Origin of the sequence: Mycobacterium canetti CIPT 140010059 (assembly GCF_000253375.1) — a bacterium.
Taxonomy (GTDB): Bacteria; Actinomycetota; Actinomycetes; order Mycobacteriales; family Mycobacteriaceae; genus Mycobacterium; species Mycobacterium tuberculosis.
Genome location: NC_015848.1, coordinates 113,342 through 127,870 on the forward strand (window position 1 = coordinate 113,342; position 14,529 = coordinate 127,870).

The window sequence follows — 14,529 nt, forward strand, 5'->3', positions numbered from 1 at the left end:
GCCGGTGCGGGACCGAATCCTCGCCGCCGTCTGCGACGTGTTGTATATCGACGAGGCGGATCTCATTGACGGCGACGAAACGGATCTCCGCGACCTCGGGCTGGACTCTGTTCGGTTTGTTCTGCTGATGAAGCAGCTCGGCGTGAACCGACAATCCGAACTGCCGTCCCGATTGGCCGCGAACCCGTCGATTGCGGGTTGGCTTCGCGAGCTGGAGGCTGCGTGCACCGAGTTCGGTTAAGCCGCTCGCAGCGCAACCTCTACAACGGCGTGCGCCAGGATAACAATCCCGCGTTATATCTGATCGGCAAGAGCTATCGGTTCCGCCGGTTGGAGCTGGCGAGATTCCTGGCCGCTCTGCACGCAACGGTACTGGACAACCCCGTGCAACTTTGCGTCCTGGAGAATTCGGGGGCAGACTATCCGGATCTGGTGCCGCGGCTACGGTTCGGCGACATCGTGCGGGTGGGGTCAGCCGATGCGCACCTGCAGAGCACATGGTGTTCGGGCATCCTGGGCAAGCCACTGGTGCGGCATACGGTGCACACCGACCCGAACGGGTATGTGACCGGTCTGGACGTTCACACCCACCACATCCTGCTGGACGGCGGCGCGACCGGGACGATCGAAGCTGACCTGGCGCGTTACCTGACCACCGACCCGGCGGGCGAAACCCCCAGTGTCGGTGCGGGTCTAGCCAAGCTCAGGGAGGCGCACCGTCGTGAGACGGCCAAGGTGGAAGAATCGCGGGGGCGCCTCTCGGCTGTCGTGCAGCGTGAACTCGCCGACGAGGCATGCCACGGCGGGCACGGGCACAGCGTTAGCGACGCTCCCGGGACCGCGGCCAAGGGCGTCCTGCACGAATCGGCAACGATCTGCGGCAACGCGTTTGATGCCATCCTGACCCTTTCGGAAGCGCAGCGGGTCCCGCTTAATGTGCTGGTGGCTGCGGCGGCCGTCGCGGTGGACGCGAGCCTTCGGCAGAACACCGAAACCCTCTTGGTGCACACGGTGGACAACCGGTTCGGAGATTCTGATCTGAATGTCGCGACCTGTTTGGTCAATTCGGTTGCCCAGACCGTCCGGTTTCCCCCATTTGCGTCGGTGTGCGATGTCGTTCGAACGCTTGACCGCGGCTATGTCAAGGCGGTAAGACGCCGGTGGCTTCGTGAGGAGCATTACCGCCGAATGTATTTGGCGATCAACCGGACATCTCACGTGGAGGCGTTGACGCTAAATTTCATTCGCGAGCCATGCGCACCTGGCCTGCGCCCGTTCTTGTCGGAGGTCCCGATTGCCACGGATATCGGTCCGGTCGAGGGCATGACGGTGGCGTCTGTTCTGGACGAAGAACAGCGCACACTGAACCTAGCCATCTGGAACCGAGCCGATCTGCCCGCGTGCAAGACACACCCCAAGGTCGCGGAACGGATAGCGGCAGCGTTGGAATCGATGGCGGCGATGTGGGATCGGCCGATCGCCATGATCGTCAACGACTGGTTCGGGATCGGCCCGGACGGGACTCGCTGCCAAGGCGATTGGCCAGCCCGTCAGCCGTCGACGCCCGCGTGGTTTCTCGATTCCGCAAGGGGCGTCCACCAATTTCTCGGCAGGCGCCGCTTCGTCTACCCGTGGGTCGCGTGGTTGGTGCAACGCGGCGCCGCACCGGGTGATGTTCTGGTGTTCACCGACGACGACACCGACAAGACCATTGACCTGCTCATCGCGTGTCACCTTGCGGGTTGCGGGTACAGCGTCTGCGACACCGCTGACGAAATTTCCGTGCGGACCAATGCGATTACCGAGCACGGCGATGGCATCTTGGTGACAGTGGTCGATGTGGCCGCCACCCAGCTGACGGTTGTCGGCCATGACGAGCTGCGGAAGGTCGTTGACGAGCGCGTCACACAGGTGACACACGACGCACTGCTGGCCACCAAGACCGCCTACATCATGCCGACCTCGGGAACTACCGGACAACCCAAGCTGGTGCGAATCTCACACGGCTCGCTCGCGGTTTTCTGTGATGCGATCAGCCGCGCCTACGGTTGGGGAGCCCACGACACCGTTCTGCAGTGCGCTCCGTTGACGTCGGACATCAGCGTCGAGGAGATTTTCGGTGGCGCGGCCTGTGGCGCGCGACTGGTGCGATCCGCGGCTATGAAAACCGGCGACCTGGCGGCGCTGGTTGACGATCTCGTCGCCCGCGAGACGACAATCGTCGACCTGCCGACCGCCGTCTGGCAGCTGTTGTGCGCCGACGGCGACGCCATTGACGCGATCGGCCGCTCGCGCCTGCGGCAGATCGTAATCGGCGGTGAAGCCATCCGCTGTAGCGCCGTGGACAAGTGGCTTGAATCGGCTGCTTCACAAGGGATCTCGCTGCTCTCGAGCTATGGTCCAACAGAAGCCACGGTCGTCGCCACCTTCTTGCCGATCGTTTGCGACCAGACCACCGTGGACGGCGCACTGCTCAGGCTCGGCCGGCCGATCCTACCGAACACGGTGTTCCTCGCGTTCGGTGAAGTCGTCATTGTCGGGGATTTAGTCGCCGACGGCTACCTCGGGATCGACGGCGACGGCTTCGGCACCGTGACGGCCGCAGACGGTTCCCGACGCCGTGCCTTTGCCACTGGCGACCGGGTGACCGTCGACGCCGAAGGATTTCCGGTCTTCTCCGGACGCAAAGACGCCGTCGTCAAGATCTCCGGCAAGCGTGTCGATATCGCTGAGGTAACCAGGCGCATCGCCGAAGACCCCGCGGTGTCAGATGTCGCCGTCGAGTTGCACAGCGGAAGCCTCGGAGTGTGGTTCAAGAGCCAACGGACCCGCGAGGGCGAACAAGACGCTGCCGCGGCGACCCGGATCAGGCTCGTCCTCGTGAGTCTGGGAGTGTCGTCGTTTTTCGTTGTCGGCGTGCCGAATATCCCGAGGAAGCCCAACGGGAAGATCGACAGCGACAACCTGCCGAGGCTGCCTCAGTGGTCAGCTGCTGGGCTAAACACCGCCGAGACGGGTCAGCGAGCGGCCGGCCTCTCGCAGATCTGGAGCCGGCAGCTCGGCCGGGCAATCGGGCCGGACTCGTCGCTGCTTGGTGAGGGCATCGGCTCGTTGGATCTCATCAGAATACTGCCCGAGACGCGTAGGTATCTGGGGTGGCGCCTCTCGCTGCTGGATCTGATCGGTGCCGATACCGCCGCCAATCTGGCCGATTACGCGCCAACGCCCGACGCGCCGACGGGCGAAGATCGGTTTAGGCCGCTGGTGGCCGCGCAACGGCCCGCGGCGATTCCGTTGTCGTTTGCCCAGCGGCGACTATGGTTTCTCGACCAGTTACAGCGACCCGCTCCGGTCTACAACATGGCGGTGGCGTTGCGGCTGCGCGGGTATCTCGATACCGAGGCGTTGGGCGCGGCGGTCGCCGATGTCGTGGGCCGCCACGAAAGCCTACGGACGGTGTTTCCGGCGGTCGACGGGGTCCCTCGGCAGCTGGTCATCGAAGCGCGGCGGGCAGATCTTGGCTGCGACATCGTCGATGCCACCGCATGGCCGGCTGACCGGCTGCAACGGGCCATCGAGGAGGCGGCGCGCCACAGCTTCGATTTGGCAACCGAGATACCTTTGCGGACGTGGCTTTTCCGGATCGCCGACGACGAACATGTGCTGGTGGCGGTTGCACACCATATCGCCGCCGACGGCTGGTCGGTGGCTCCGCTGACGGCCGATCTGAGTGCGGCATATGCCAGCCGTTGTGCGGGTCGGGCACCGGACTGGGCGCCATTGCCAGTGCAGTATGTCGATTACACGCTGTGGCAGCGGGAAATCCTCGGTGATCTCGACGACAGCGACAGCCCGATCGCCGCGCAGCTGGCCTACTGGGAAAATGCGTTGGCCGGTATGCCGGAACGGCTGCGGCTGCCCACCGCTCGGCCCTATCCACCGGTTGCCGATCAGCGCGGCGCCAGTTTGGTGGTGGATTGGCCGGCGTCGGTGCAACAGCAGGTGCGTCGGATCGCCCGCCAGCACAACGCGACCAGCTTCATGGTGGTAGCTGCCGGGCTTGCCGTGCTGCTGTCGAAACTCAGCGGAAGCCCCGATGTGGCGGTCGGATTTCCCATCGCCGGCCGCAGCGATCCTGCGCTGGATAACTTGGTGGGCTTTTTTGTCAACACCTTGGTGTTGCGGGTCAACCTGGCCGGTGATCCCAGCTTCGCCGAACTGCTGGGGCAGGTGCGAGCGCGCAGCCTGGCCGCCTACGAAAATCAAGACGTACCTTTCGAGGTGCTCGTTGATCGCCTCAAACCCACTCGAGCCCTGACCCATCACCCGCTGATCCAGGTGATGTTGGCCTGGCAGGACAATCCGGTTGGACAGCTGAATTTGGGTGATCTGCAGGCCACCCCGATGCCGATCGACACCCGCACCGCCCGCATGGACTTGGTGTTTTCGTTAGCGGAACGCTTCAGCGAGGGTGGCGAACCTGCCGGGATCGGCGGAGCGGTGGAATACCGCACCGATGTGTTTGAAGCCCAAGCAATCGACGTGCTTATCGAGCGGTTGCGGAAGGTGTTGGTGGCGGTGGCCGCTGCTCCGGAACGGACGGTGTCGTCGATCGATGCGCTGGATGGGACCGAGCGTGCCCGGTTGGATGAGTGGGGTAACCGCGCTGTGCTGACTGCGCCCGCGCCCACGCCGGTGTCGATCCCGCAGATGTTGGCCGCCCAGGTGGCACGTATCCCCGAAGCGGAGGCGGTGTGTTGCGGGGACGCGTCGATGACGTATCGGGAACTCGACGAGGCGTCCAACCGGTTAGCGCATCGGCTGGCAGGTTGTGGGGCCGGCCCGGGCGAATGTGTGGCGCTGCTGTTCGAGCGGTGCGCGCCGGCGGTCGTGGCGATGGTGGCAGTGCTCAAAACCGGGGCGGCGTATCTGCCGATCGATCCGGCGAATCCTCCGCCGCGGGTGGCGTTCATGCTCGGCGACGCGGTGCCCGTGGCCGCGGTCACCACGGCTGGGCTGCGCTCCCGGTTGGCGGGACACGACTTGCCGATCATCGATGTCGCCGATGCTTTAGCGGCATATCCGGGCACGCCCCCACCCATGCCGGCCGCAGTGAACCTCGCCTACATCCTGTACACCTCGGGCACTACCGGCGAGCCCAAAGGCGTGGGGATCACCCATCGCAACGTCACCAGGCTGTTCGCATCACTGCCGGCACGCTTGTCGGCAGCGCAGGTGTGGTCGCAGTGTCATTCCTATGGCTTCGACGCCTCGGCGTGGGAGATCTGGGGCGCGTTGCTAGGTGGTGGGCGACTGGTGATCGTGCCCGAGTCGGTGGCGGCCTCGCCGAACGACTTTCATGGGCTGCTCGTGGCCGAACACGTCAGCGTGCTGACTCAGACTCCGGCTGCGGTGGCAATGTTGCCGACGCAGGGTTTGGAGTCGGTGGCGTTGGTGGTGGCCGGTGAGGCATGTCCGGCAGCGCTGGTGGATCGGTGGGCGCCCGGGCGGGTGATGCTAAATGCTTATGGCCCAACCGAGACCACGATCTGTGCGGCGATAAGTGCGCCGTTGCGACCGGGTTCGGGGATGCCGCCGATTGGTGTTCCGGTGTCGGGGGCGGCGTTGTTTGTGCTGGATAGCTGGTTGCGCCCGGTACCGGCCGGGGTGGCCGGAGAGTTGTACATTGCCGGTGCGGGCGTCGGTGTTGGGTATTGGCGTCGGGCGGGGCTGACCGCGTCACGGTTTGTGGCCTGCCCATTCGGCGGTTCCGGGGCACGCATGTATCGCACCGGGGATCTGGTGTGTTGGCGCGCCGATGGCCAGTTGGAGTTCCTGGGGCGCACCGACGATCAGGTCAAGATCCGCGGGTATCGCATCGAGCTCGGCGAGGTTGCGACCGCGCTGGCCGAGCTGGCTGGGGTAGGTCAAGCGGTTGTAATCGCCCGTGAAGACCGCCCTGGGGACAAGCGCCTAGTCGGGTATGCCACCGAAATTGCCCCCGGGGCAGTGGACCCGGCCGGGCTGCGGGCGCAACTAGCCCAGCGATTGCCCGGTTACCTGGTGCCAGCCGCGGTGGTAGTGATTGATGCGCTTCCGTTGACGGTCAACGGCAAACTTGATCATCGTGCGTTGCCGGCACCGGAATACGGTGATACCAACGGATATCGCGCTCCGGCCGGGCCGGTTGAGAAGACCGTGGCCGGCATCTTTGCCCGGGTGCTTGGGCTTGAGCGGGTCGGCGTCGACGACTCGTTCTTCGAGCTCGGCGGCGATTCGCTGGCGGCAATGCGGGTTATCGCCGCGATCAACACCACCCTAAACGCCGATCTGCCGGTGCGCGCGTTGCTGCACGCGTCGTCGACGAGAGGTTTAAGCCAGCTGTTGGGGCGAGATGCCCGACCGACCAGCGATCCGCGCTTGGTGTCTGTGCACGGCGACAACCCCACCGAGGTGCATGCCAGCGACCTCACGCTGGACCGGTTCATCGACGCCGACACGCTGGCCACCGCCGTCAACCTGCCGGGCCCGAGCCCCGAGCTACGGACGGTCCTGCTGACGGGCGCGACGGGTTTCCTCGGACGGTATCTGGTCCTTGAATTGCTGCGACGGCTGGACGTCGACGGCAGGCTGATCTGTTTGGTGCGGGCGGAGTCCGACGAGGATGCGCGGCGTCGTCTGGAGAAGACCTTCGATAGCGGTGACCCGGAATTGCTGCGGCACTTCAAGGAGCTTGCCGCCGACCGGCTGGAGGTCGTCGCAGGCGACAAGAGCGAACCCGACCTGGGCCTGGACCAACCGATGTGGCGGCGGCTGGCCGAAACCGTGGATTTGATCGTCGATTCCGCGGCGATGGTCAACGCGTTTCCCTACCACGAATTGTTCGGGCCCAACGTCGCGGGCACCGCCGAGCTGATCCGAATCGCGCTTACCACCAAGCTCAAACCCTTCACCTACGTGTCAACCGCCGACGTGGGTGCTGCGATCGAGCCGTCGGCGTTCACCGAGGACGCCGACATCCGGGTAATCAGCCCCACCCGCACCGTCGACGGCGGCTGGGCTGGCGGCTACGGCACCAGCAAGTGGGCCGGTGAGGTGCTGCTGCGCGAGGCCAACGACCTGTGCGCGCTGCCGGTCGCGGTGTTTCGCTGCGGGATGATCCTGGCCGACACCAGCTATGCCGGACAGCTCAACATGTCGGACTGGGTCACCCGGATGGTGTTGAGCTTGATGGCTACCGGCATCGCGCCTCGTTCGTTCTACGAACCGGACTCCGAGGGCAATCGGCAACGCGCGCACTTCGACGGGCTGCCAGTCACCTTCGTTGCCGAGGCGATCGCGGTGCTGGGCGCGCGGGTGGCCGGCTCATCGTTGGCGGGATTTGCGACCTATCACGTGATGAACCCGCACGACGACGGTATCGGGCTCGATGAGTATGTGGACTGGCTGATTGAGGCCGGCTACCCGATACGCCGCATCGATGACTTTGCGGAGTGGTTGCAGCGGTTTGAGGCCAGCCTGGGCGCTCTGCCGGATCGGCAACGCCGGCACTCGGTGCTGCCGATGCTGCTGGCGAGCAATTCCCAGCGATTGCAGCCGCTTAAGCCGACCAGGGGGTGCTCCGCGCCGACCGACCGATTCCGTGCCGCGGTGCGAGCGGCGAAAGTCGGCTCCGACAAGGACAATCCAGACATCCCGCACGTGTCGGCGCCGACCATCATCAATTACGTCACCAACCTACAACTGCTCGGACTGCTGTAGTTGCTCGGCGATAAAGAGCGCAGCCATGGTCGGGGGAGATCATGTGGTCACTTTCGGGTCGGCATCGATTCTGCGAGCAGAATATGTGGTTGATGGCCACTAGGCCGGTACCGGGGAACTGGCGGTTCCCGGCCGATGAGCATCGGCCCTGACGCGCGGCCGTAAGCTCCAGGAATGGGGACGCACGGGGCTACCAAGAGTGCGACGTCGGCTGTGCCAACGCCCCGGTCGAACTCCATGGCGATGGTACGGCTGGCAATTGGCCTGCTGGGTGTGTGCGCGGTGGTCGCGGCCTTCGGGCTGGTGTCGGGAGCGCGCCGCTACGCTGAGGCCGGCAATCCCTATCCGGGCGCCTTCGTCAGCGTCGCCGAGCCGGTCGGGTTCTTCGCCGCGTCGCTGGCCGGTGCGCTGTGTCTGGGCGCGCTGATCCACGTGGTCATGACGGCCAAACCCGAGCCGGATGGCTTAATCGACGCCGCGGCGTTCCGGATTCACCTGCTGGCAGAACGTGTTTCAGGTCTCTGGTTGGGGCTAGCCGCGACCATGGTGGTCATTCAGGCCGCCCACGATACTGGAGTGGGGCCCGCGAGACTGCTGGCTAGTGGGGCACTATCGGACTCCGTCGCCGCCTCCGAGATGGCACGCGGGTGGATTGTTGCGGCGATCTGCGCGCTGGTGGTTGCGACGGCGCTGCGGCTGTACACTCGCTGGCTCGGGCACGTTGTGCTGCTTGTCCCCACTGTGCTTGCCGTCGTCGCCACCGCGGTGACCGGTAACCCGGGACAGGGACCCGACCATGACTACGCGACCAGCGCCGCGATCGTGTTCGCGGTCGCGTTCGCCACCTTGACCGGGCTCAAGATCGCTGCGGCGTTGGCGGGAACGACGCCAAGCCGCGCTGTGCTGGTAACGCAGGTCACCTGTGGAGCGCTCGCGTTGGCATACGGAGCGATGCTGCTTTATCTCTTCATCCCGGGCTGGGCGGTCGATTCGGATTTTGCCCGCCTTGGTCTGCTTGCGGGGGTAATCCTGACGTCGGTGTGGTTGTTTGACTGCTGGCGGCTGTTGGTCAGGCCGCCACATGCGGGCCGTCGCCGCGGTGGTGGCTCCGGTGCCGCACTGGCCATGATGGCCGCCATGGCTTCGATAGCTGCCATGGCCGTTATGACCGCGCCGCGATTTCTCACCCACGCGTTCACGGCTTGGGATGTCTTCCTCGGCTATGAACTGCCGCAACCGCCGACCATAGCCCGGGTGCTCACCGTGTGGCGCTTCGATAGCCTGATCGGAGCCGCTGGTGTGGTTCTCGCGATCGGGTATGCGGCGGGCTTCGCCGCGCTGCGGCGCCGAGGTAACTCTTGGCCGGTGGGCAGATTGATCGCCTGGCTGACTGGTTGCGCCGCACTGGTATTCACCAGCGGCTCCGGTGTACGGGCCTATGGTTCGGCGATGTTCAGCGTCCACATGGCCGAACACATGACACTGAACATGTTCATCCCGGTCCTGTTGGTGCTCGGTGGCCCGGTCACGCTGGCGCTGCGGGTGCTGCCGGCAACGGGTGATGGACGGCCGCCGGGGGCTCGCGAATGGCTGACCTGGCTGCTGCACTCCCGGGTGACAACTTTCCTGTCGCACCCGATCACCGCATTCGTCCTCTTTGTGGCCTCGCCCTATATCGTCTATTTCACACCGCTGTTCGATACCTTCGTCCGCTATCACTGGGGCCACGAGTTCATGGCGATCCATTTCCTGGTGGTCGGGTACTTGTTCTACTGGGCGATCATCGGCATCGACCCAGGGCCGCGCCGACTGCCCTACCCGGGCCGGATCGGGCTGTTGTTCGCGGTGATGCCGTTCCACGCCTTCTTCGGGATCGCGCTGATGACGATGTCGTCTACGGTGGGCGCTACGTTCTATCGTTCCGTCAATCTGCCGTGGTTGTCGAGCATCATCGCCGACCAGCATCTCGGCGGTGGAATTGCTTGGAGCCTAACGGAATTGCCGGTCATCATGGTCATCGTGGCGCTGGTTACCCAATGGGCGCGCCAAGACCGCCGAGTCGCGTCCCGCGAAGACCGGCATGCCGACAGCGACTACGCCGACGACGAGCTGGAAGCCTACAACGCGATGCTTCGCGAGTTGTCGCGAATGCGGCGCTGAATGTGCAGATGATTTTGGAAGCGGTTGGCGTATCTGCCCGTGCTCGGCTACACCAGGACCGCGGGGCGCTGGCACGCGAACGATCCGGCGAGGAGGTGGGCCAGCCGGAGATTCCCTCCACAGGCTGCAGCAGAAGTCCTGGATCTGACCCCGACCTGAACCCTTGTCAGTGCGGTCCATCGACGGAAAATTGCTGTTCCGCCATGCTGGGCATGCTATTGAGCGCCAAAATTGCGTAGCCGCAAGCTGTTTGACACGACGAAAAATGACGAGAACGCCATGGCGGCACCGGCGATCAAAGGGTTGAGCAGTCCGGCGGCGGCAATCGGGATGGCTGCGACGTTGTACCCGAACGCCCAGATCATGTTCATCCGGATCGTCCGCATGGTTGCACGGGCCAGGTCCAGCGCCTGCGGAACAGTATTCAGATCATCGCGCACCAGAATGATGTCGGCCGCACCGAGCGCGACGTCGGTGCCACGCCCGATCGCCAACCCCAAGTCGGCACCCACCAACGCGGGACCGTCGTTGATGCCGTCACCGACCATGGCGACGGTATGTCCTTCCTCGCGGAGCCGTTGGATCACGTCGACCTTGCCTTCGGGCAGCATATCGGCGACAGCGGAGTCGATGCCGACCTGCGCCGCCACCGCGTCGGCGGCGGCCCGATTGTCGCCGGTGAGCAGAATCGTCCGCAGCCCGCGGCTGCGTAGCGCAGCGACGGCGGCAGCCGCTGAATCCTTGAGGGTGTCGGCGATTGTCAGGGCTGCGCGGACGACACCGTCGACCGACACAAAAACGACAGTCTCGCCTCGGGATTCGCCGTCCAGGCGCGCGGACACCAGAGCCGCGTCGTGGCAGGGCGTGGTCCGGGTAATCCAGGTTGGCTTGCCGACCTCAACGTGATGGCCGCCGACTTCCCCCGATACACCGCAGCCCGCGACGGCGACAAACCCGTTGACTGGACCCGGATCCGGCGAAGCGGCAACGATGGCCGCCGCCATCGCATGCTCGGAAGCCGATTCGACAGCGGCGGCGAGGCCAAGCACTTCCTCGCGATCTCGCTCGCTGGTGCCTGAACCTGCCATTGTTACGGTGCTCACCGCCAGCTGCCCAACCGTCAACGTGCCGGTCTTGTCGAACACCACGGTGTCGATGCTCCGGATGGTTTCCAGTGCCCGGTACCCCTTGATAAAGATCCCTAGCTGCGCTCCCCGTCCGGAAGCAACCATCATGGCGGTAGGTGTCGCGAGCCCAAGCGCACACGGGCACGCGATCACCAACACCCCTAGCGTGACCGAGAACGCGCGATCCGCGCCTGCGCCGCTGACGAGCCAGGCCGCACCTGCAAGTCCAGCAATGACGAAAACCACCGGCACGAACACGCCCGCGATGTGGTCGGCGAGGCGCTGGGCACGCGCTTTCTGCGTCTGGGCTTGCTCCACGAGGCGGACCATCGCGGCGAACTGGGTATCGGCCCCTACCGCGGTGGCCTCGATGACCAGGCGGCCGTCCATCACGACCGTGCCCCCCACGACCGAGGCCGCCGGATAGGCACGGACCGGCTTGGCCTCACCGGTCATGGCGCTCATATCGATCGCCGCGCTGCCGTCGACAACGACTCCGTCAGCTGCGATGGTTTCCCCCGGCCGCGTCACGAAGCGCTGGCGCTTCTTGAGTTCGCTCGCCGGTATCACCAGCTCCGCGCCGTCGGGCAGCAGCACCGCCACATTCTTGGCGCCTAGCTCCGCCAGCGCACGCAGCGCGCTGCCGGCCTTGGACTTGGCTCGTGCTTCAAAGTAACGACCGGCAAGAACGAAGACGGTCACACCGGCCGCGACCTCGAGGTAGATCGAGTCGCTGTTGAGAATGGCCCGCCAGATTCCCGAGCCTTCCCGTGGCGGCTGATCGCCGAAGACGGACGAAAGCGACCAGGCGGTGGCGGCCACGATCCCGACCGAGATCAGCGTTTCCATGGATGTCGTCCGGTGGCGCGCGTTTCGCAGCGCGACCGAGTGGAAGGGCCATGCGGCCCAGGTCACAACCGGAGCGGCCAGGGCCGTCAATATGTATCCCCAGCCGGGAACCCTGGCGCTGGGGACGATCGCGAACAACGTCGACAGGTCAGCCAGCGGCACGAACAACACCGCCGCGACTAGCAGCCGCCGCAGCAGTCTGCGGGCGTGGGCGCCGTCGGGATCCTTTGTCCGTTTGTCTAGGACGGTTGTCTCGGTGTGCGGTGCCGCGTGGTATCCGGCTTTCTCGACCACCCCGCACAGCTCATCGGCTGCCATGCCCACGGCATCGATGGTCGCGACGCGGGTTGCGAAGTTGACGGATGCGCGTACTCCGGGGATCTTGTTGAGCTTCGTCTCGACGCGGCTGGCACAGGCCGCACATGACATACCCGAAACATCGAGCCGGATCCGCCGCACCGACTGCAGGTCGGCATCTCCCACAACTGGAGCTGCCACGGCCCTCCTCGGATCGGCGTATTTGCACCCGTCAGCCTACAAGTCGTAAGCAGGCGGTAATCGGTTCCCTATGGCCCGCTGGATGCACTGGCGATGGATTCTTTTGGTCCGATTTCTGCGGTTGGCGTGCTAGGTTTCCGACTGTGACGCCCGTCACAACGTTTCCTCTCGTGGACGCGATCCTCGCTGGTCGCGACCGCAACCTTGACGGCGTTATCTTGATCGCCGCCCAACACCTGCTGCAAACAACGCACGCCATGCTGCGTTCGCTATTTCGGGTCGGCCTCGATCCGCGCAACGTCGCGGTGATCGGCAAGTGCTATTCCACTCACCCGGGAGTTGTCGACGCGATGCGGGCCGACGGCATCTATGTCGACGATTGCAGCGACGCCTACGCACCCCACGAATCATTCGACACCCAGTACACCCGCCACGTAGAACGGTTTTTCGCCGAATCCTGGGCGCGGCTTACGGCCGGGCGTACGGCTCGTGTCGTGCTCCTCGACGACGGCGGATCGCTGCTAGCCGTCGCCGGCGCCATGCTCGATGCGAGCGCCGACGTGATCGGAATCGAGCAGACGTCCGCCGGCTACGCCAAAATCGTCGGTTGTGCGCTGGGGTTTCCCGTCATCAACATCGCCCGCTCGTCGGCAAAGCTTCTATACGAGTCGCCGATCATCGCCGCACGCGTGACACAGACGGCATTCGAGCGCACCGCGGGCATCGACTCAAGCGCAGCGATCCTGATCACCGGCGCGGGCGCAATCGGCACTGCCCTGGCCGATGTGCTGCGTCCGCTGCATGACCGGGTGGACGTGTACGACACGCGCTCCGGCTGTATGACGCCCATCGATCTTCCGAATGCGATCGGCGGCTATGACGTGATCATCGGTGCCACCGGCGCCACCAGTGTGCCCGCCAGCATGCACGAATTGCTGCGCCCCGGCGTATTGCTGATGTCGGCGTCTTCGTCCGATCGCGAGTTCGATGCCGTCGCGTTGCGTCGGCGCACGACGCCCAATCCTGACTGCCATGCCGACCTCAGGGTAGCCGACGGCAGTGTCGACGCTACCTTGTTGAATTCGGGCTTCCCGGTCAACTTTGACGGTTCGCCCATGTGCGGCGATGCGTCGATGGCGCTCACGATGGCGTTGTTGGCGGCCGCGGTGTTGTATGCGTCGGTCGCGGTCGCCGACGAAATGTCATCCGATCATCCGCATCTCGGGCTGATCGACCAGGGCGACATCGTGGCATCGTTTCTGAACATCGACGTCCCGCTCCAAGCTCTCAGCCGGCTACCGTTGCTTTCGATCGATGGGTATCGCCGCCTTCAGGTGCGCTCCGGCCATACCTTGTTCCGCCAAGGTGAGCGGGCCGACCACTTCTTTGTCATCGAATCCGGCGAGCTTGAGGCGCTCGTCGACGGGAAGGTCATCCTTAGACTCGGTGCCGGAGACCACTTCGGCGAGGCGTGTTTGCTCGGTGGCATGCGGCGCATAGCGACGGTGCGGGCATGTGAGCCATCGGTCCTGTGGGAGCTCGACGGCAAGGCTTTCGGCGACGCGCTGCATGGGGACGCTGCAATGCGTGAGATCGCCTACGGTGTCGCTCGCACCCGGCTCATGCACGCCGGCGCGTCCGAGTCCTTGATGGTGTAACGGTCTTGCACTCGTGGGCTGTCGGCGGATCACGGGATCGTTATGCCGGTTCTTGCGAGTGACATAGGTGGACATACGTATAACCGGTCCCTGCGGTCGAACACGGCTTGACAATTGGACGAATCTCGTTGCGCGCCATCAGTTGTGCTCACAGGATCGCCGCCGTTCGGAGCGATGAGCCCGCTTGGCGCGCGAAGTGCGCCGGGGCGGATCCTGCCCGAGCCGCGCGACGACGGCCTCGATGCCCGTCGCGGTCGATGACCTTGATTCCTTGGGCGCTGACCCGCACCCTGATGCGGCGGTCCTCCGACGGTAAGTAGTAGGCCTTGAGCTGGATATTGGGCGGCCAACGTCGCCGAGTGCGGCGGTGTGAGTGCGACACAGCCTTACCGAAACCCACAGTGCGGCCGGTGATTTGGCAGCGGGCGGACATGGCGAACCTCCTCCCGGACAAGCCTGTTGAAAATAGTTTTCGA

At 64.9% G+C, this 14,529-nt stretch carries 6 protein-coding genes and 1 pseudogene; 4 read left to right on the forward strand and 3 right to left on the reverse strand.

Going from position 1 to position 14,529, the window contains the following annotated elements:
• Positions 1 to 4 precede the first annotated feature (4 nt).
• The 3 genes from MCAN_RS00560 to MCAN_RS00570 all read left to right on the forward strand — a co-directional run bounded on the left by MCAN_RS00560 (position 5) and on the right by MCAN_RS00570 (position 9,921).
• Positions 5 to 241, forward strand: coding sequence for an acyl carrier protein (locus MCAN_RS00560; protein ID WP_014000040.1), 237 nt, complete (start codon positions 5 to 7; stop codon positions 239 to 241).
• Positions 223 to 7,761: a non-ribosomal peptide synthetase Nrp gene (gene nrp, locus MCAN_RS00565; protein ID WP_014000041.1), complete on the forward strand. Its 7,539-nt coding sequence runs from the start codon at positions 223 to 225 to the stop codon at positions 7,759 to 7,761. The genes MCAN_RS00560 and nrp overlap by 19 nt, the downstream gene beginning before the upstream one ends.
• A 174-nt stretch (positions 7,762 to 7,935) precedes the next feature.
• A complete protein-coding gene (locus tag MCAN_RS00570; RefSeq protein WP_014000042.1) occupies positions 7,936 to 9,921 on the forward strand; it encodes a cytochrome c oxidase assembly protein in 1,986 nt (661 codons plus the stop codon).
• Between the two features lie 215 nt (positions 9,922 to 10,136).
• Here the strand turns inward: MCAN_RS00570 and MCAN_RS00575 are convergent, their stop codons facing one another.
• The gene (locus MCAN_RS00575; RefSeq protein ID WP_014000043.1) at positions 10,137 to 12,395 is read right to left on the reverse strand and encodes a heavy metal translocating P-type ATPase; all 2,259 of its coding nucleotides are present in this window, start codon (positions 12,393 to 12,395) and stop codon (positions 10,137 to 10,139) included.
• Between the two features lie 143 nt (positions 12,396 to 12,538).
• Here MCAN_RS00575 and MCAN_RS00580 point away from each other — a divergent pair, with 143 nt between their 5' ends.
• A complete protein-coding gene (locus tag MCAN_RS00580) occupies positions 12,539 to 14,053 on the forward strand; it encodes a cyclic nucleotide-binding domain-containing protein (protein ID WP_003400799.1) in 1,515 nt (504 codons plus the stop codon).
• Between the two features lie 33 nt (positions 14,054 to 14,086).
• Here the strand turns inward: MCAN_RS00580 and MCAN_RS22255 are convergent.
• Positions 14,087 to 14,192 (reverse strand): annotated as a pseudogene (locus MCAN_RS22255) (50S ribosomal protein L33); the annotation flags it as partial.
• 9 nt (positions 14,193 to 14,201) lie between these two features.
• Positions 14,202 to 14,486, reverse strand: coding sequence for a 50S ribosomal protein L28 (rpmB, locus tag MCAN_RS00585; RefSeq protein ID WP_014000044.1), 285 nt, complete (start codon positions 14,484 to 14,486; stop codon positions 14,202 to 14,204).
• Between the last annotated feature and the right edge of the window lie 43 nt (positions 14,487 to 14,529).